The 19,619-nt window shown below is 36.4% G+C and carries 20 protein-coding genes; 16 read left to right on the top strand and 4 right to left on the bottom strand.

Features of this window, described 5'->3' with window-relative positions; all coding sequences use genetic code 11:
• Positions 1-406: 406 nt before the first annotated feature.
• Positions 407-997: a 5' nucleotidase, NT5C type gene (locus JOC73_RS13045; protein WP_204403957.1), complete on the bottom strand. Its 591-nt coding sequence runs from the start codon at positions 995-997 to the stop codon at positions 407-409.
• 262 nt (positions 998-1,259) lie between these two features.
• On the opposite strand from JOC73_RS13045, the gene JOC73_RS13040 reads away from it, so the two are divergent.
• The 3 genes from JOC73_RS13040 to JOC73_RS13030 are packed head-to-tail and all read left to right on the top strand — an operon-like array spanning position 1,260 to position 4,327.
• A complete protein-coding gene (locus tag JOC73_RS13040) occupies positions 1,260-2,252 on the top strand; it encodes an acyl-CoA dehydratase activase-related protein (protein WP_204403955.1) in 993 nt (330 codons plus the stop codon).
• Position 2,253: 1 nt separating this feature from the next.
• Positions 2,254-3,345 carry a 2-hydroxyacyl-CoA dehydratase gene (locus JOC73_RS13035; RefSeq protein WP_204403953.1) on the top strand — a complete coding sequence of 364 codons (1,092 nt, stop codon included), beginning with the start codon at positions 2,254-2,256 and terminating at the stop codon, positions 3,343-3,345.
• Between the two features lie 19 nt (positions 3,346-3,364).
• The gene (locus JOC73_RS13030) at positions 3,365-4,327 is read left to right on the top strand and encodes an acyl-CoA dehydratase activase (protein ID WP_204403951.1); all 963 of its coding nucleotides are present in this window, start codon (positions 3,365-3,367) and stop codon (positions 4,325-4,327) included.
• Between the two features lie 129 nt (positions 4,328-4,456).
• Here JOC73_RS13030 and JOC73_RS13025 read toward each other — a convergent pair whose 3' ends face one another.
• Complete coding sequence (locus JOC73_RS13025) at positions 4,457-5,026, bottom strand: hemerythrin domain-containing protein (RefSeq protein WP_204403949.1); 570 nt, start codon at positions 5,024-5,026, stop codon at positions 4,457-4,459.
• A 367-nt stretch (positions 5,027-5,393) separates the two neighbouring features.
• On the opposite strand from JOC73_RS13025, the gene JOC73_RS13020 reads away from it, so the two are divergent.
• The 3 genes from JOC73_RS13020 (at position 5,394) to JOC73_RS13010 (ending at position 7,545) form a co-directional block, all read left to right on the top strand.
• The gene (locus JOC73_RS13020; RefSeq protein WP_204403947.1) at positions 5,394-6,158 is read left to right on the top strand and encodes a DUF1385 domain-containing protein; all 765 of its coding nucleotides are present in this window, start codon (positions 5,394-5,396) and stop codon (positions 6,156-6,158) included.
• Positions 6,159-6,232: 74 nt separating this feature from the next.
• Positions 6,233-6,937 carry a cytochrome c biogenesis CcdA family protein gene (locus JOC73_RS13015; RefSeq protein WP_204403945.1) on the top strand — a complete coding sequence of 235 codons (705 nt, stop codon included), beginning with the start codon at positions 6,233-6,235 and terminating at the stop codon, positions 6,935-6,937.
• Between the two features lie 17 nt (positions 6,938-6,954).
• Entirely contained in the window at positions 6,955-7,545 is a 591-nt protein-coding gene (locus JOC73_RS13010; RefSeq protein ID WP_204403943.1) for a peroxiredoxin family protein, read from the top strand.
• A gap of 219 nt (positions 7,546-7,764) precedes the next feature.
• On the opposite strand, the gene JOC73_RS13005 is transcribed toward JOC73_RS13010, so the two are convergent.
• A complete protein-coding gene (locus JOC73_RS13005) occupies positions 7,765-8,421 on the bottom strand; it encodes a hypothetical protein (protein ID WP_204403941.1) in 657 nt (218 codons plus the stop codon).
• A gap of 175 nt (positions 8,422-8,596) precedes the next feature.
• Between JOC73_RS13005 and JOC73_RS13000 the strand changes: the two genes are divergently transcribed.
• The 7 genes from JOC73_RS13000 to JOC73_RS12970 all read left to right on the top strand — a co-directional run bounded on the left by JOC73_RS13000 (position 8,597) and on the right by JOC73_RS12970 (position 14,975).
• Entirely contained in the window at positions 8,597-8,836 is a 240-nt protein-coding gene (locus JOC73_RS13000) for a hypothetical protein (protein WP_204403940.1), read from the top strand.
• Positions 8,837-9,207: 371 nt separating this feature from the next.
• Complete coding sequence (locus JOC73_RS15330) at positions 9,208-9,459, top strand: small, acid-soluble spore protein, alpha/beta type (protein WP_204403965.1); 252 nt, start codon at positions 9,208-9,210, stop codon at positions 9,457-9,459.
• Positions 9,460-9,621: 162 nt separating this feature from the next.
• Positions 9,622-10,794, top strand: coding sequence for a rod shape-determining protein RodA (gene rodA / locus JOC73_RS12990; RefSeq protein WP_243427974.1), 1,173 nt, complete (start codon positions 9,622-9,624; stop codon positions 10,792-10,794).
• A 209-nt stretch (positions 10,795-11,003) separates the two neighbouring features.
• Positions 11,004-11,684, top strand: a complete 681-nt coding sequence (sleB, locus tag JOC73_RS12985) for a spore cortex-lytic enzyme (protein ID WP_204403938.1) — start codon at positions 11,004-11,006, stop codon at positions 11,682-11,684.
• Between the two features lie 10 nt (positions 11,685-11,694).
• Positions 11,695-13,044 carry a germination protein YpeB gene (ypeB, locus tag JOC73_RS12980; RefSeq protein ID WP_204403936.1) on the top strand — a complete coding sequence of 450 codons (1,350 nt, stop codon included), beginning with the start codon at positions 11,695-11,697 and terminating at the stop codon, positions 13,042-13,044.
• A 373-nt stretch (positions 13,045-13,417) separates the two neighbouring features.
• Positions 13,418-13,783 carry a zinc ribbon domain-containing protein gene (locus JOC73_RS12975; RefSeq protein ID WP_204403934.1) on the top strand — a complete coding sequence of 122 codons (366 nt, stop codon included), beginning with the start codon at positions 13,418-13,420 and terminating at the stop codon, positions 13,781-13,783.
• Positions 13,784-14,165: 382 nt separating this feature from the next.
• Positions 14,166-14,975, top strand: a complete 810-nt coding sequence (locus JOC73_RS12970; protein ID WP_204403932.1) for an ATP-binding protein — start codon at positions 14,166-14,168, stop codon at positions 14,973-14,975.
• Between the two features lie 286 nt (positions 14,976-15,261).
• Here JOC73_RS12970 and JOC73_RS12965 read toward each other — a convergent pair whose 3' ends face one another.
• A complete protein-coding gene (locus tag JOC73_RS12965) occupies positions 15,262-15,846 on the bottom strand; it encodes a hypothetical protein (RefSeq protein WP_204403930.1) in 585 nt (194 codons plus the stop codon).
• Positions 15,847-16,157: 311 nt separating this feature from the next.
• Between JOC73_RS12965 and JOC73_RS12960 the strand changes: the two genes are divergently transcribed.
• The 3 genes from JOC73_RS12960 to JOC73_RS12950 all read left to right on the top strand — a co-directional run bounded on the left by JOC73_RS12960 (position 16,158) and on the right by JOC73_RS12950 (position 19,456).
• The gene (locus tag JOC73_RS12960) at positions 16,158-17,504 is read left to right on the top strand and encodes a glucose-6-phosphate isomerase (protein ID WP_204403928.1); all 1,347 of its coding nucleotides are present in this window, start codon (positions 16,158-16,160) and stop codon (positions 17,502-17,504) included.
• A 118-nt stretch (positions 17,505-17,622) separates the two neighbouring features.
• Positions 17,623-18,495, top strand: a complete 873-nt coding sequence (gene murI, locus JOC73_RS12955; protein ID WP_243427973.1) for a glutamate racemase — start codon at positions 17,623-17,625, stop codon at positions 18,493-18,495.
• Positions 18,496-18,526: 31 nt separating this feature from the next.
• Positions 18,527-19,456 (top strand): DMT family transporter, encoded by a 930-nt coding sequence (locus JOC73_RS12950; RefSeq protein ID WP_204403926.1) that lies wholly within the window; start codon positions 18,527-18,529, stop codon positions 19,454-19,456.
• Positions 19,457-19,619: the final 163 nt, after the last annotated feature.

The raw sequence follows: 19,619 nt of genomic DNA, 5'->3' as shown, positions 1-19,619 counted from the left end.
ATGTAAATGGTGAAGTGAAGAGCCGGATGCCTTAATAGGGCAAGTCCGGTTCTGTGAGGGGTTGGAATTGCAAGGTTCCAGCCTACTCGATTCTTGACTCCATTGATGTTTGCATAAATAAGTCATAATAAGTCAGAGGGGACGGTTCTCTTGACTCTACTCTTGACTCTATATGGTTAATAAAAAAACTTACAGATCTTATTGGTAAATAACAATAGCATGGTTTGAACTCAGGATACTAGAGAATGATCCATATTATTTTGCATTAATAATGCTATGAAAAACTAATACAAATATTTAAAGGATTGAGCTTTGTGTATATAGGCTCAATCCTTTGAAGTTTTTCAGGGTATGTTTTTAGTAGTTAGTACTAGTAAATAACCTTAATTAGTTGTATATAATTGATTTAAGTAGCAATACGATACTTGCTACGATCGGCCTCAAGACTCCTGATATAATCATAAACCTCAAACCAGTTTTTAACCCGAGAGATCCCAGCAGGCAATGGCCCTTGATTGTAATGGCAGTCCATTAATAATACATTGAATCCTGCTGCAGCCAATTGTAGAGCATTTTCAAGGCGATCCTCGAGGAAAAGATCACAGGACAACTCCATTGCCTTTGCTACTTTATAATGGCTCCCCAACAAAAATAAGTTATGATAGGGAACTTGATTTCCTGCAAACCAAGAAAGGGTAATATCCCGCATTTTATCTTCTCTTGCTGTTACAATATGAATTTGATGATCTTTATATAATTTATTAATAGCTTCCTTAGCCCCTTTTCTGATAGATACCTCTTCATGTAAAACCTCACCATATTCATGGTAGAATTCTTCATAAGCTTCAGATTCAACCCCCAGTGCCTTGTGGATTTCGTAGACAGTGACATCAGTAGGTTTAATATTTGCATTAAAATATTGATTTGCTCTTGGAATCCAATCATACGCTTCTGTTATCGTCCCATCAATGTCGATACAAAGATTTAATTGAACCATCTCGATCCCTCCTTTAATCTTCAATTTAACTTTATTATATAAAATAATCCTACGGAGTACTTTAAGGATACATTAAGTTTCAGTTAAGCTATCTTGTTAGATATGTTCTATCTATTAAATGTTGGACATATTGTATAAGAAAATTTAATAATTTAGACTAGAGGAAAATGATGTTTTTTGTTGAATATTCTATTATCGAAAGTGACAAAAGAGTTTTAATATTTAAAAATCAATCAACCTAAAAATACTGGAGGTTAAGACAGTGAAAGTTGGTATCCCGCAAAGTCTGCTTTATAGTTATTATTACCCTTTATGGAAAACGTATTTTGAAGCCTTAGGAATAGAGGTCGTAGCCACTCCTACAACAACAAAAGAGATTATGGATTTGGGGGTTAAAAACTCTGTTCCAGAGTTGTGTGTCCCTATTAAGGTTTATATTGGACATGTTTTAAAACTTGAAGAAATGGAAGTGGACTACATTTATGTTCCACGATTTGTTTCCATCTCAAAAGGACAGTACTTCTGCCCAAAATTTATGGGACTACCTGATATGATTAGATATTCTTTTCCAGATATAGTAGATAAATTGATTATTCCTACTATAGAAGCTCAGGATGAAAACATTGCCCATTATAAAAATTTTAGAATTTTTGAGGAGATCTTCAAGATTACTCCGAAAGAAAATAGAGCAGCCTTAAGGAAGGCAGAAGGGGTTTGGCTGACCTTTAGAAGCCATTGTTTAAAAGGATATACAGCAATGGAGGCTATGGATTTATCCTTTGGAGAGATCATGGAGGAGAAGTTTGAGGCCATAGAGGAAGGGGTTACAATTGGATTGGTGGGATATGTATACAATGTCTATGATCCCTTTATAAGTATGGATATTGTTAAAAAGATTAGAAGCATGGGAGTAGGGGTGAAAACCTTTGAAATGTTGGAGGAAAATGAAATTAATAGGCAGTTAAAATATCTTCAAAAGAATCTTTTCTGGACCTTTAGTGATAAGATATTGGCATCGGGATACTCCTTTTATAATGATGAAGATGTAGATGGTCTGATCCATTTTACTGCCTTCGGCTGTGGTCCTGATTCAATGTTGGGAAAATTGTTGGAGATGGAATCCCCAAGCTTTAGAAAACCCTTCATGACCATTCGTGTAGATGAACACTCGGGAGAAAATCATCTTCAAACAAGGATAGAAGCCTTTGTGGATATGTTACGCAGAAAAAAACAGAAATCAAGAAGAGGTGCATAGTATGAAAATCTCTTTTCCGTATATGGGAACCACCATTGTATATAAAAAGCTATTGGAAATGTTGGGACATGAGGTTATTATGCCCCCAAAGCCAAGTCAAAAAACCATAAATCTAGGGGTGAAATATAGCCCAGAGTTTGCCTGTTTTCCCTTAAAGGTGATTATGGGAAGCTATCTCGAGGCAGTTGAACAAGGAGCAGAAGTGTTAATTACATCGGGTGGACACGGGCCATGTCGTGCAGGGTATTATGAACAGGTTCACAGAAGGATTTTAGCAGAAGAAGGCTATCAGGTAGACTTTTTGGTTTTTAATTCTATGTTTAAGGATTTCAAGACATTTAAGGAAAACATGCTAAAAGTTAAGGGTAAAAGTTCATGGTTGAAAGTAGCTCATGTTTTGGGATTAATCTATTATATGACAAAAAAGTTGGACGCCTTAGAAAAGCAAGTACAGAAAATCCGTCCCTATGAGGTGAAAAAAGGAGATACCACCAAGGTATGGGAAAAAATACAGGTATTGTTTGATCCAGCAAGTACAAAAAAAGAGATGGACAGAGCCTTCCAACAGGGACAAGAGCTTCTTGATGGAATTCTGCAAATGACAGTGCCAGAGGAAAGAAAAATTCGGATCGGAATAGTGGGGGAGATCTATGTTGTGATGGAATCCTCCATTAATATGAAAATGGAAGAACTGTTGGGGAACTTGGGGGCCGAGGTGGAGCGGGCTCAATACTTATCCCAATGGATTGAATATAACGCAATACCAAAATCCATTAATTTTACCCATGAGATGGAGATTTTGAAAAAAGGAGAACCCTATATTCCCATAAACATAGGAGGACATGCAAAGCAAACTGTGGGGCATATTGTAGATTATGCCGAGAGGGGTTTTGATGGGGTGATTCATTTAATGCCCTTTGGATGTTTACCTGAGCTGGTATCCCAAAGCATTGTCCCAAAGATATCAGAGGAAATGGGAATTCCAGTCTTGACTTTATCCATTGATGAACAGACGGGAACAGCCAATAGCTTGACTAGAGTGGAAGCTTTCTTGGATTTAATTAGAGGAAAACGGGCAAAAAAAATATCATAACAATGGAGTGGATGGAGCAATGAAGGAATTATATTTAGGAATAGACGTGGGTTCGGTAAGTGCCAATGTAGTGGCAATAGATCAAGGGGGAGAGGTTCATTACAGTACCTATATCCGTACTAATGGACAGCCCTTGGAGGCAGTAAAAAAAGGCATGAAGGATTTACATGCATCCCTTCCTACAGACGTGGTGGTGAAGGGGGTCGGCACTACCGGTAGTGGACGACAGTTGATTGGGGTAATGGTGGGGGCAGATGTAGTAAAGAATGAAATCACAGCCCATGCCACTGCAACAGCCCATGTTGTGCCAGATGTAAGGACAATATTTGAAATTGGAGGACAAGATTCAAAAATCATTATTTTAGACGACCAAATGGTGGTGGACTTTGCTATGAATACTGTCTGTGCAGCTGGAACAGGCTCATTTTTAGATCATCAGTCTGAGAGATTAGGGATACCAATAGAAGAATTTGGAGCTATGGCATTACAGGCTAAAAGAGATGTTCGGATTGCTGGTCGATGTACTGTTTTTGCTGAGTCGGATATGATTGCAAAGCAACAGTTCGGATTTTCAAAGAGTGAGATTATCAAAGGACTCTGTGAAGCCTTAGTTAGAAACTACATTAATAACCTTGGAAGGGGTAAAAAGCTAGAGCCACCATTTGTATTCCAAGGGGGAGTAGCTGCTAATATCGGGATCAAGACTGCTTTTGAAAAGGAAATTAATCATGAGGTAATCATCCCTAAGCATCACGACATCATGGGGGCTATTGGATCAGCTATATTGGCAAAGGAATATATTCATGAATCAGGATCTACTACAAATTTTAGAGGTTTTGGAGCGACAGACTTAGCCTTTGAGCCTTCTGCCTTTGAATGTGGAGGATGCTCCAACAACTGCGAGGTAATCAAGGTGGAACTAGATAAGCAAGTTGTTGCCATGTGGGGCGACAGATGTGGAATGTGGGCTAATAACTTGTAGTGCACTAAACTATATAGATAACTATCAAAGAACTTTAAAAAAAGAGAGAAGTATATATTAGAGGGGATAATATATACTTCTCTCTTTTATATTTTTTATTATATAACCTAATTTACTCAAGTAACATTACTATAATTTAGTCACATATTCCTCAAGTTCAGTTAATAGCCCCACATATTTCCTTGTGGTCTCATCACTTTCAAGTTCTACTTGTTTCTTATCAAAATCAATTTCCATTGCTTCTAGGGTTTCTTGTTTTAATTTATCGGCAGCAAAGTTGAAAATAGCGTTATCTTCCTTATCTATGTGGCGATACAGTAAATCTGTATAACAAACAGCATTTGCAACAATATCGACCCGTGCTTCTTCCTTTCCATTTTCGTGGGCAATCAAAGCATCTTCTAATGTCTTTATAAAAAGACGACCTAGATCATGTTCAGCCAACATTCCATAGATAGGGCCATTCTTGATGGCTTCACCAAGCTCAATGGACATGACTTCAAACAATAAATCCTCCTCTTTACCGTGGTGATATTTATCGGCAAAATTTCTGATAAAATCAATTGCCTTATGGAATCCTTCGTAATACACTTCCTTTGAATTCATTGCATGGATTGACAGTCCTCTTACCACCTTTAACATTCTTAGAATGTATTGATGCTCATCCTTTAGGGTTTGGATTGCTTTTAATGTATTCATGATATTACCTCCTAGTATATCTCTCTTTTTTCTTATTATATCCAAATAGCCCCAATAACTATGTGATATAGGTCATATAAAAAAGTTAGATTTATCACTTAGTAAGTTATAAAAGTCAGGAAATTGCATAATTACCTTAGTAATGAGTTTATATTCGATTTATGCAATAATAAAAGCTGAGTCGCGCATTGAGAAATGAGTAAGTTCCTTTAAATTATAATAACAAGGTCGTTAGAAACTTCCATGCCTAATTTGAAATTACAATGGTACATAATAAAAAGTTTTTGTTAAAAGTTTTAAATTTAGCGTATAATGATAGATAATGTTAGTACTAGGAGGACAATTAGAGGGAAAAGGATGTGTCAAAATGAAACTGGGAGGGTACGCCCATTCAAATGGAATCACGTTTTTTTGTGATGTATTTAAATTAAAAACCACTAAAACCAGAGGGAAAACAGAGCATCAGTTGGAGTGGATTCTGCCTGGTAAATGGCTTCGCAAGTTAGAAAAAAAACCTATTATAGGTGGTATAAGTTTTTTTTATTATCAATGGAAGATTATTGATAGAAGAATAAGGGTAGCTTTATTATTACTTATGAATATCTTTATTTTAGAAGAATTTGTTCCTTTACCCTTTATTACTGATTTATTGGATGCTCCTCCTATTAATGAAACATACCTTTACGGGGGACTCCTTTTGGGATTTATCTTGAGTTTTAGAAAAATTAGTAGGTTGTTGAGATATCATGGGGCAGAGCATAAGGTAATCAATAGTTATCTAATGTACGGTTCGGTGGATTTTTCTACAGTGAAAGAGGCACCACGATTTAATAAGAGATGTGGTTCTAATCTAGTTATGATTTTTTTAATTTTGTATGGGATTATTTATTATTTAAACTACGACCCCCTATGGTTGCAGTTGCTATTATTTCTTCTGACGCTACAAATATTTAAAAAGATTATGGCTAAAGATTCAAAGTATGACTACCTTATAAATGCTTTACAATGGATAACGGTATGGGAACCAAGGGATGAAGAAATTCAAGTAGCCATAAAGGGTTTTGCCAAGTTGCACCAAAGTTATATAATCTATCAAAAGGAGGTATTGGAACGTCGGCAACTAAAGTCATAGCTCATAGATTATAGAAATAAAATAGGTACTTAGACCATATAATTGTAGGAAGTAATGGAAGGAGCGTAGTATCTATGAGGGATTTATCATTCTATGTTATATTCTTGGGAGGAATGGTATCTTTTCTATCCCCCTGTGTATTATCATTAGTACCAGCCTATATTGGTTTCCTTACAAATGATTTTGAAGTAGAAAAGAATAGGAATCGAATATTTGTTTTAAAACGGTCTTTGTGGTTTGCAGCTGGTTTTTCAATCATTTTTATTATTATGGGGGCTTCTATTGGATATGTAGGGAGCTTTTTCCTGCGATATCGTCTGTATTTAATGAGGATTAGTGGAATTTTTATTTTTTTATTTGGTCTAAAAATTTTTGGTGTATTGGATTTTAGTATGTTAAATCGCCAATGGCAGATGAATTATCCCAAAGTAATTAATAATGGTGGTGATGCTCTACTGATGGGGATGGCTTTTGCCACAGGTTGGACTCCCTGCGTAGGTCCAGTACTGGCATCGGTATTACTCTATGTGGGGTCAAGTACAAGTCTATCTGGTGGGATATTTCTTTTATTTACCTATTCGCTGGGATTGGCAATACCTTTTTTAGTGACTGCTTTGGCCATCAATCAATTTCAAAAGGCACTCGTGAAATATCATAAAATTTTACCACTTTTAAGTAAGATGGCAGGAATTATCATGATCATTATGGGCATCACAATCTTCTTTAATAAATTAATCATCTTCAATAACTACTTTAATTTCTTTAATTTCAAATTATAATAATAGAGGTGATGGATATGAGAAAAATAATTTTAGGGGTCGTTATTTTTATGTTATTGGTAGGGGGCTTATATCAAGTTAATAAGGTGCTGTTTAAAGATATTAATGTAGAAGAGGAAGCTGCAATGGAGAAGCCTAAAGATGATAAACCTGTTTCAAATCAAGGGGAAGAGGATAAAGAATCTGAACCAGAAGTAGGGATCAGGAAGGGTCATATAGCAGCGGACTTTACTCTGCCAAATCTAGATAATAAATCGGAAAGCTTATGGGATTATAGAGGAAAAAAAATCATTCTCAATTTTTGGTCGGCAGATTGTCCTCCTTGCCGTGAAGAAATGCCTGATTTAAATGATTATTATCTAGAGCACAAAGATGATAATGTAGTGGTGTTGGGGGTAAACTTAGGGCAAAGTCCAGAAGTCGTAGAGGGATTCATAGATCAAAATGGATATGAGTTTCCAATATTAGTAGACCCAAACAACAGTGTTGCCTATGCCTATGGGGTAGTATATTTACCTACTACTTATTTTATTGACGAAGAAGGGATTATTCAAGACATTCATATTGGGATGTTGACTAAGGAAGATCTTGAAAATTACACCAAATAGGCTGTTGAAAATACCTTATCTTCTGCGTCACAGCGTAAATCCAGCATTCTCGCGTATTACATATACACGACGACCGCTGGATTTTTTTGTTCCTTGAACCTAAGGCATTTTGCACAGCCTAGGCTGTAGACAGTTGAAAATCCTCATCTTCTGCGTCACTGCAAATTAAAAGGAAGACCTTAGATACTGGCCTTCCTTTTTAAAACTTTTGTGAGTATCCTATTTTGTAATGATGTTATGAAGTAACCCTTCGTTTCCACCTTTTCCTTCTACAGTATAAGTAAAGCTGGGGTTGGCATTTTCTACAAAGGCTTTAATCCAATTTGAACGGAGTTGGTACATAATAGTTGAATCCATACCTGATTGAAGCCAATAGGGTTGATGTAGGCATCGAGTAGTACGCCATTGTAGGTGATCTGCTTCAGAAGTTACTACGTTATTGACATGATCACAAGGCATTCCATCTAATAAATAGTTATTTAGAGCTTTGTATAAGTCAGGAGCTGTTAATAAGCCTGCTTGTTCCTTTAATTCTTCTCCAGATTTTCCACCCTGAGCTATAAATAAAGGTTCTACGATAGATACGACAGCATTACCATATTTGTCGATAAAGCTCTTTAATGTAGCCGCCTGTCTTGTTTCAGCTATTTGTATTCTATTTTGAAGCCAGCCATGGATATTATTGGTATCAATTAAATTTTCTAAAGGCTGTTGTGGAATGAAGCTGCCATATTCAGTCTCCATTGTATTGCTAATTTCTTTTGCTTTTTCTCCATATTTTTCAGCTACATGATTAACAATGCTTACCTCTAAGTCTTCAAATAATCTAATCTTGTTAAATAGCCAATGATGAATAGGACCTAAAAATGCACTCATTATGTTTGCCTCCTCTAAAAATTTTTTCTTTTTTATAGCTTATCGTAAATATTGAAATCCTAATATGATGAAAATCACAAAAATGAAAAAACTTCCTTCACACATTTTTGAATCCCGCATAACATGACAGTAAAGCAAACATTTTTAAAATCCTAAAATTAAGGAGTGTGTGTATATGAGTGAAGTAGCTAAAAAAAATAACGATTTTCTAAGTCAATTCTTTGGCGGCATTGGTTGTGGAAAAGATAATACTTTTCTTATTTGTATTGTTGTAGTATTATGCTTATTCGGTGGTGGATTTAAAGGTGGATGCGGAGGTAAGGGTGGATTTGATAAGTTATTCGATGAAAATCTAATACTTATTTTAGTTCTTTTATTAATTTTATTTGGAGGAACTGGTTCATTTAAATTCTAATAGCCCCTTGCTTATAAAACTGCTGGGAGATTATCTCAGCAGTTTTTAAGCTGTTAGTAGACTATTTTATTTTTAGTCTACTAGAAATTAATAACCCTGTTGAATTTAGAGGCTTTTGCATGGTCTAATGTCGATGGAGAAATAGCTAAAAAAAGTCTTGATGTTAAAAAAATAGAGAGTAAGGACTGGGTTTGTGTACATACTATTATAGGGCTAGCAAAGCAGATTTAGACACTCTATAAAAATATAGATACAGGAAAAAATTTCAATGAGTAAAAGAAGTCATAGCCCCACATAATAGTAGTGTAGCAAGCAGCTACAAAATATCTTTTCAAAAATTCGAAGGAGGGAAACATATTATGGAAACTAATATGAACAGTCAAACTACAACAGGAACAGTAGCAACTAGAACAGGTAATCCAAACGCAACTGGAAGAAATACTATCGTAGTACCAGAAGCTAGACAAGCACTTAACCAAATGAAAGTTGAGATCGCTAACGAATTAGGATTATCTAACTACGATCAGATTGACAAAGGTAACCTAACTTCAAGACAAAACGGTTATGTGGGAGGAACAATCACTAAGCGTTTAGTAGAATTTGCTGAAAAGAACATGAGATAATAACTCAAAAAATAAAAGCGGAGCGTAAGCTTCGCTTTTATTTTTTTGAAAAACTTACTATTGTCAGGAGCGCCTTATTCCAATTAATAAAGGTTGAAAAAATTTATAAATTGAAGTACACTAAAAAAGGAATGAAATTTATATTTATAGAATTCTTCTCATATGAGGAGAGTTTTTTATATCTATGATGACTTGTTAATTGTTAGAATAGAGGTGAAGAAATTGAAAATAGAGGGAAGATTAATAAAAAAGATTGATTTTAAGCTAATATTAATTATTTTAGCAATCTGCACTATGGGTGTTGTCATGATCGGAAGTGCTACCGCTACCCACCCATTGGGACGAGAAGGTTTTATGAAAACCCAAATTGTCTCAGTAATTTTAGGAGTTATAGCGATTGGGGTCATTTTATTTTTTGATTATAATACTTTTGCTAGATTTCATCTTCCAATCTATCTTCTATGTAATGCTTTGCTTGTGGCGGTATTAATATTTGGTACTGGTGCTGAAAAATGGGGTGCCAATCGATGGCTGAGGATAGGTGGATTTCAATTTCAGCCTTCGGATTTTGTTAAGATTGGGATGATTGTCTGTATGGCTAGGATATTGACGGAGAACAAGGATTCTCTGCATAAATTTACTACCCTCTTAAAGATTACTATTTATGCTGGTATACCAATGGTAATGGTCTTGATCCAACCAGACTTAGGAACAACTATGTCCTTTGCATTTTTTATTTTTGGCATGTTATTTATTGCTGGTCTACACTATAAGTATATCCTATACACAGGAATAGCAGGGATTTTAAGTATTCCTATTGCTTGGTTTGCATTATTAAAGGACTATCAAAAGGATAGAATTATGGTTTTTTTAAACCCAGAATCAGACCCAATGGGAAAGGGTTATCAGATACTTCAATCTAAGCTGGCAGTAGGTTCTGGTATGATTTTTGGAAAAGGTTATCTAAACGGGAGCCAAACGCAATTTGGGTTCTTACCAGAAAAACAAACGGATTTTATTTTCTCAGTAATTGCAGAAGAACTGGGCTTTATTGGTGTGGTTATTCTAATTGTACTATATATAGCAATGCTTTATAGATGCATTAATATTGCTAAGGATGCAAAGGATGATTTTGGATCGTATCTTGTAATGGGTTATACCTTCATGTTGGGCTTTCACATTTTTGCAAACATTGCCATGACAGTTGGTTTAATGCCTGTTACAGGTAAGCCTCTTCCATTGATTAGCTATGGCGGAACCTTTATGTTGTCGAATATGATGGCAATTGGTCTGATATTAAATGTTAGCATGCGGCGGGACAAAATTAATTTTTAGAATGTTATGATATAAATTAATAGAATTAATGAAAAAGAGACGATTCTTTATGATATCGTCTTATTTTATTTTTTGACCTTTTTGTACTTTAGATCTTAATACTCCACCGATTTAGAAAATATATCCACCATAAAAACATTTTACTATTTTGGATAATTCCCTTCAAAACAGACAAAAATATGATTAATCAAACAAAGGGAGGGAAATTGATGAAGAAATATGTATTGGTATTGACAGTAGCATTTTCATTAGTCTTAGTAGTTGGCTTATACATAAACGGTTTATCTGCTCAGAATCTATCATGGGGCTCAAGAGGAGAAGAGGTCCGTGAAGTACAATCCCGTTTGAAAAGATGGGGATATATGGATGGGGCAGTAGATGGTATTTATGGTGCTGACACCTATAATGGAGTGATTAAGTTTCAAAGGAACAATGGTTTAACTGCTGATGGAGTTGTTGGCCCCAGTACCAGGAAGGCATTAGGGATATCCAGTAAAACAACAGCTCCTTCTGATTCTGTTAGTAGAGGGGTATCCAGAAGTGATGATATCAACCTACTTGCTAGAATAATCCATGCTGAGGCAAAGGGAGAACCCTATGAAGGAAAGGTGGCAGTAGGAGCTGTTATATTAAATCGTATAGAAAGTGCTTCTTTTCCAAACACATTAGCAGGGGTAGTTTATCAAGCTGGTGCTTTTGAGCCTGTAATGAATGGTACTATCAATCAACCTGCCAATGATGAGGCCTATAAAGCTGCTAGAGATGCACTAAATGGATGGGATCCCACCAGTGGAGCTTTATATTTCTGGAATCCAGCCACTGCAACAAGTAAGTGGATATGGAGTAGGAAGATAACATTAAGAATTGGAGATCACGTATACGGAATCTAGGAGGGATTAGATGAGACGACATATTTTACCCATTGTTTTAGCTATAGCATTGGTAGCTACTGGAGTTTGGGGATATCAACAATATACTGATAAAGTAGATTATCATACCTATTTAGATATTCAATTCCAGAGGCAGTTTTACGAACTAATAGGACACGTGGAAAATACACAAGTGGAACTTGCAAAGGCAATGGTTTCTGGAAGTAGTGCAGATACTGCTAAGTATTTGAATGATACTGTAGCTCAAGCCTATATGGCCCAAGAAAAACTAACTCAGTTGCCCTTAAATCATGGGGCTATTAGAACAATAGAGAAGTTTTTGAGTCAGGTAGGAGATTATGCCAGTGTCATGGCTATTAAGAGTATAGAGGGACAAGTACTGGAAGAGAAAGAAATGGATACGCTACAGGAATTACAAGGCTATAGTAACTATCTAGCTCAAGAATTAATTGAACTACAAAAGCAAGTAGTTGAGGGTGGCATAAACTTTGGGGAGCTTAGAAGAGATGCTGATCGAAAGCTGGATAAAGTAGATGACCAAATGAAGAGTATGAATTTGATTAAAGTAGAAGAGCGGATGCAGGACTATCCCGAGTTAATTTATGATGGACCCTTCTCAGAACATTTAAAGAATATCAAAGCAAGACTTAAAGGAGATACCATTACAGAAGAAGAAGCCATCAGAATTGTTAATGAAGAGTTTAAGGAAGAAAAAATCACTGAAGCCCGTGTGATCGGAAAAATAGAAAACACACCCGTTGAAGGGTACTATATTCGTGCCAAAAGACAAGGTGAAGGAAATGGCAGAGAAATATCCCTTGCTGTTAGTAAAATCGGAGGAGAAATCATCTGGTATCTAGACTCAAGGGAACTAGGGGAAAGTAAACATGATAGAGAAGAAGCTACTAGGCGGGCAGAGGCCTTCTTAAAGAAGCGGGGATACGAAGACATGGTATCTACCTATGCAATGGCATACGAAGGTGAAATGGTTATAAATTTTGCCTATAAGCAAGATGATGTACTGGTATATACAGATTTAATCAAAGTAAAGGTTGCTCTAGACAATGGAGATATAATCGGCATGGAAACCGAGGGCTACTTAATTAACCACCATGAAAGAGATATACCAACACCTGAAATTTCGGAAGAGGAAGCTAAAGAGAAGCTATCCAGCGGTGTAAAGGTTGAAAATGTACGATTAGTTATTATACCAACAGAAGGTAGACATGAGATATTAACTTATGAATTTAAGGTGAAATTTGGACCCGATAATTATTTAATTTATATTGATGCAGAGACTGGACAGCAGCGCAGGGTATTGCTGATGATCCAACAGGAAGACGGAACCCTAACCATCTAGCTAGCCTGATGAAAAGGCTTCATCTTCTGCGTTACTCAAAAGCTCGACATCCTCACGTACCTTTACGTACGTTGCGGTGCCGAGCTTTTTCGTGCCTTGAATCTAAAGCCCTTTGATCAGGCTAGTTCATTGGCTGCTGAAATGGCTTCATCTTCTGCGTTACTCAAAAGCTCGACATCCTCCCGGCCCTTTACGTACGTTGCGGTGCCGAGCTTTTTCGTGCCTTGAATCTGAGGGCTTTTGAACAGCCAAACCCTGCTAGTCTGATGAAAAGCACCCATCTTCTGCGGATATTGTGGATGGTTTATGGTACGAAACTTCACTCATGTGAATAAAATTATAGTAGAGGAATAATGTAAAGGAGGGAGGACCAATGAGTTTTTTTGATAAATTGTCCAACTCCGTATCGGATACTGCCAAGAGTTTAGGCAAGAAATCTACGGATCTAATGGAGGTTAGTAAGTTAAAGGCTAGCATAAGAAAAAGAGAAGAGGACATTATAAATCTTTTTGAAGAAATGGGGCAATACGTCTATGGTCGATTGAAGCGATTAAATTATATTAGTAGAGAAGAACTAGAGGGTATGCTCACTAAAATTGAAAGGTTAGAGGAAGAAATAAAGAATTTAGAAAAGCTTATTTTGGATATCAAGCGAATAAAGTATTGTGAGCATTGTGAGATAGAGGTGGAGGATGATGTAAGGTATTGTCCTTTATGTGGGCGTTCCATCAACAAGTAGTTAGGCTGATGAAAAACCTCCATCTTCGGCGTTACGGCGAAATTCCCACACCCTTACGTACCTTTTGTACGCTACGGTCGTGAGAATTTCTTGTGCCTTGAATCTGAAGCCTTTTGATCAGCCTACGTTTGTTGAAAAGCCCTTATCTTCTGCGTTACTCAAAACCTCGACATCCTCCCGTATGTTTATATACGCTGCGGTGCCGAGGTTTCTCGCGCCTTAAATCTAAGAACTTTTGATCAGCCTGTTAGAGTGCAATGATGAAAAGCAGTTTTGATAAATTTGTGATAAAAAAAGGCTTTTCCTGTGCGTTATATCACATACCCATGGGTTATAATCTAGTAAAATGAACTTAAGATAAAAACAGTGAGGAGAGGATATTATGGCAATCAGAAAAATAATCCAAATTGATGAAGAAAAATGTAACGGTTGTGGACTATGTGTTCCAAATTGTGCTGAGGGTGCAATTCAAATTATTGATGGAAAAGCAAAGGTAATAGATGATAAGTATTGCGATGGATTGGGAGCCTGTTTAGGACATTGTCCAGAGGATGCTCTTCATATTATTGAAAGGGAAGCAGCGGAGTTTGATGAAGAAGCAGTAGAGGAGCTATTAAACAGTCAAGGTAAATCATTAAAAGACCATAAGGAAGAAGAAAAGCATAATCATCATGGACACGGACACCAAGGACATCACCAAGGACATAAAGGTCATGGTCATGGGGGTGGATGTTGCCCAGGAAGCAAAATGATGGACTTCAAAAAAGAAGCCCCAAAAACAGAAGCAACTGCTGTAGGTGATGGAGATATTGAAATCAACATCAAGCCCCAATTAAGACAATGGCCAGTACAGTTAAAATTAGTACCAGTTAATGCACCATATTTTGAAAAAGCAGATCTATTAGTAACTGCTGACTGTGTACCTTTTGCTTACCCTAACTATCATCTAGATTTATTAAAGGGTAAGGCGGTAGTGGTTGGATGTCCAAAGCTTGATGATTTAGAGTTTTACGTTGATAAACTAACGAAAATTATTGAGTCAAACTCTTTAAAATCTGTCACTGTAGCCTATATGGAAGTACCTTGTTGTCAAGGAATCGTAATGGCTGTAGATAAAGCAGTAAGAAGAGCAAATGTAGATGTTGAAGTGAAGAAGGTTAAAATTGGTCTTCAAGGACAAAAAATGTCTTAGGAAAAATAAAAATATAAAAAGAGCCATCTTTCAATAATCGTTAAGTCGAATTGAGAGATGGTTTTTATATGTTCAACAATTAAAGTGCAGACATAGATGGGAAAAAAAGCAAAATGCGTATTATATTTTACAATAATTTACTTTATGAAGGGATTTCTAAAAAAATAGAGAATAAAGTAGGGAGAATTAATTATATTTAGTTTTGATTTAGATTAAAAAAACCCAGTCACACCAACAAAAATTTGGATGTGGCTGGGTTTCTTTGAGGGATAGTTCCTTAATTCAATTATCCCTTATAATAACTAAATCCTGTGCTGGTCTTCACATCCACCTTGATCCCCTTATTCAGCAACACATCAACATCTGCCCGTTCATAATGGCACTGTGTAAAGGAGATGGAACATTGAATCTTATGTTTGCAGGTATTACAGGCGATTTTTTCCATAACTGCGGAATGCTTTTTTGAAAGTTCAATTAGTTTAATATCCTCTTTTCTGTTTTGAAAAGTTTCACTAATATAAGGAGTTACAGCCTTCATATACTGTTCCCTTACCAACATAAGAGCCTTCTTACGATCTCTAGGGCGAATTAATTCTAGATAAAATTCATTTTCTTTTATTTCCCCTTGAATTGCTGTGGTCCGAATTACAATTGATAATTCCTTGTAGGGAATATCTAAATAATCCTTCTTGGGTGCTATATGCCCTTTTAGCTTGATATGATACAAGTCATCTAGGTTGTAGGTTTCCTCCGAGTAGATTTGAAAATAACTATCAAACTTTTTATTTTTAAGATAGGACAACATCTGATAGAATAGAATAAACAACAAGGCCACCCCAATAGACAAAAATAGATATGTTTTTATCTCCATAAACTCAACCTCCTAATAGAATTGTATCATAAACCCTTAGTAAGGTTTACAGGATATATTTGGTTGGGTATAATTGTAAGATGTTCAACACTAAATAATTAGGCTCAAGTAGCCCTCCAAAGATAAGAAATTATTAGATGGCTTTTGATCTAACCAATGGCTGTGGCTGTATATAATTTTCTTTAAGTGGTTTATAATAACTGAGGAAAGTACATAAGGCCTTATGAATGGATCTATCTTCAATGGCAAGCATTAGAGCTTAAAAATTTTGGCTTTTCAAATAAAGAGATTACTGAAGGAGGCTTAAAATAATGGAAAAAATAAAATTTGATTACTCAAAGAGTCTAACCTTTTTTAATGAAGCAGAATTAGACTATCTAACCCCAATGGTGACATCTGCCCATAAACTACTTCATGATGGGACAGGTGCAGGCAATGAATACACTGGTTGGGTAGAGCTACCCCATGAGTTCGATCCCCATCTATTAAAGGATATCCAAGAGACGGCTGAAAAAATAAAAAATAACTGTGATGTACTAATCATCGTTGGAATCGGAGGTTCTTACCTAGGGGCGAGGGCAGCCATAGAAATGTTGAATCACCACTTCTACAATCTATTATCGAAAAGCCAAAGGAAAACCCCTGAAATCCATTTTGCAGGGCATAATATTAGTTCCTCCTATCTAAAACATCTACTTGATGTAATAGATGGCAAAGACATCTGCATCAACGTGATCTCAAAATCTGGTACAACCACAGAACCAGCCCTAGCTTTTAGGGTATTAAAAGAGTACATGGAGAATAAATATGGTAAAGAGGAGACAAAGGAACGGATTATTGCCACTACAGATGCTAAAAAAGGTGCATTGAAGCAAATGGCAGATGAAGAGGGCTACAAAACTTTTGTTATTCCAGATGATATAGGAGGAAGATACTCAGTTCTTGCCCCAGTGGGCTTGCTACCGATTGCAGTGGCAGGGATTGATATTCAAGAAGTTCTTTTAGGTGCTAAGGCAGCCTATGAAGATGGCAAAATAGAAGACCTAAAGGAGAATCAATGCTACCAATATGCGGCGATAAGGAATATTCTTTACAGAAAAGGTAAGACTGTAGAAATCATGGTAAATTACGAACCTTCCCTGCATTATTTTGGAGAGTGGTGGAAGCAGCTATACGGAGAAAGTGAAGGAAAGGATAACAAAGGAATTTTCCCAGCTTCGGTGAATTTCTCAACAGACCTACATTCAATGGGACAATATGTACAACAGGGGCTACGAAATATTTTTGAAACGGTATTAATCATACAGGATACCGAAGAAAAAATACTGATAAAAGAAGATCCACAGAACTTAGATGGATTAAATTACTTAGTAGGAAAAACAGTAGATTATGTAAACGGAAAAGCCTTTGAGGGAACCCTATTAGCCCATCAGGATGGAGGCGTTCCAAACCTAGTAATCTCTATCCCCAAAATTAATCCATACTATTATGGATACTTAGTATATTTCTTTGAGAAGGCCTGCGGCATCAGTGGATATCTATTAGGCGTGAATCCTTTTGACCAGCCAGGTGTGGAGGATTATAAGAGAAATATGTTCGCTCTATTGGGAAAACCAGGCTATGAAGCGCAGCGGCAGGAACTATTGAAAAGACTCTAAAGTCTTTTGAACAGGCATAAGTTCTCAACAATCCAATTGGGCTACTAATTATGTGGCCCATTAACGTTATTTTATGTTAATATAAATATATTAAATGATTAAAGGAATGGTGGTAAACATGAAAAATTCAGCTACTGAACCGATAGGTGTCTTTGATTCAGGAGTTGGTGGCATCAGTGTGTTGGCTGATTTAATCCAAATACTGCCCAATGAAAAGTATATTTACTATGGAGACTCAGGAAATGCCCCCTATGGTATTAAAGAGACGGAGGAAGTAAAAGTCCGATCCTTTGAAATCGCAGAATTCTTAATTAAAAAAGGGATAAAGATTTTAGTTGTTGCCTGTAATACCGCCACCAGTGCAGCTGTAAGGGAGCTCAGGCAAAAATTACAAATTTCCGTAATTGGAATGGAACCCGCCCTTAAACCTGCTGTAGAGGGGGCATCCCAAGGTAGCATTGTGGTGATGGCAACTCCAGTGACCCTAAAGGAAGAGAAATTTGCAAATCTGATTAGACAGTTTGAAGACCACAATGATATTATAAAACTTCCCTGTCCAGGACTAGTAGAAATAATAGAATCTAAAGGGGAAGAAGGGGCTGAATTAGAAGCCTATCTAAGACAACTATTTGACTCCATAGATTTATCTAAGGTAAGTTCCATCGTTTTAGGCTGTACCCATTATATTTTTATTAGAGATCTCCTTACAAAGGTGGTAGGGGAGAGCATCAAGTTAGTTGATGGAAATTATGGCACAGCAAAGCATGTGGCAAGGACACTACAACAAATGGGATTAGTCAATAAACAGTCTGCCAAGAACGAAACAGAAGTAAGGATGTACAATTCTGGTTTCTCAAATGAAATGGAGTTAGGAAAAGAACTGTTGAAGAAGCGGCTACAGACTTTAGGTTTTACTGGTAAGGTATCGTTTCTAGATGCCCCAGATACAGTTGCCTTCAAGCAAGAAGATGACCCACCAGTTATGGTATAGACTAGCGTTAAACAAAGGGGATGACAATTAAATGAAGGAAGAATCAAGACATTATAAAACCATTGCACTCATGACATTATCTTCAATCTTTTGGGCAGGAGCCTTTATTGGAGGCAAGTTGGCAGTAAAGGAATTTCCTCCCTTTTCTCTAACCTTTCTGAGATTCTTCTTTGCCTCTATTATGATTTTTGTAGTAATGGTTAAATATGAAAAACGGGACTGGCGATTGAAGAAGGAAGACTATCCTGTAATGATTTTGTTAGGGCTAATAGGTATGGTGGGATACCATATTCTATTCTTTATGGCTTTAAAATACACTACAGCTGTAAATGCTTCAATGATTGCCGCCACCAATCCGTTGCTAACAACCCTTATGGCAGTGGTATTTCTGAAGGAAAAAATGGGGATTACCAGAATAACAGGAATATTGATTGCTTTAGCAGGGGTTGTTATGACCATTTCAAGGGGAGAAATTTCAGTACTAAGAAACTTCGCCTTTAACAAGGGGGATATTTTAATGCTTATGGGTGTTACTTGTTGGGCGATTTATTCCATTATCAGCCGTAGCGTTATGACCAAATATTCTCCGTTAATTCTAACCACCTACAGCTTTATCCTATGCACCTTATTTACTTTGCCCTTTGCTATTCTTGAAAATCCAAGCAGTTACCTAGGAAATACCACTATGTTAGGTTGGGGTGGCGTTTTGTATATGGCGATTTTTCCATCCACAATTGGTTATCTGGTACAGCAAACCGCCATCAAAGAAATTGGACCCAGTAGGACTGCCATTTTTATTAACTTAGTACCTGTTTTTTCAATGATTTTATCAGTAATTATTCTAAAGGAGAACATTACTCCTATTAGTATTTTGAGTGGGTTACTAATTGTATTTGGTGTATACTTGACTACTAAAATTAAGAAAAATATCAAGGACTCAGTAAAGCCTGTTAAAATATAATATTAATCTAAATCCCAATTCCAAAATGTTAAGTATAAAACCTTATTTCATTGCTAAAATGGAGTAAGGTTTTTTTAATGAAAACACTCCTGATACCAAGTAATAGGTTGTTTTCCAATTATAGATATTTTAAATAATCGGATAAAGAAAGCCGAGAAAATCC

Source organism: Alkaliphilus hydrothermalis, assembly GCF_016908555.1.
GTDB lineage: Bacteria > Bacillota > Clostridia > Peptostreptococcales > Natronincolaceae > Alkaliphilus > Alkaliphilus hydrothermalis.
The sequence above is the reverse complement of the archived record's forward strand: the minus strand, read 5'-3'. Positions and strand labels throughout refer to the sequence as shown.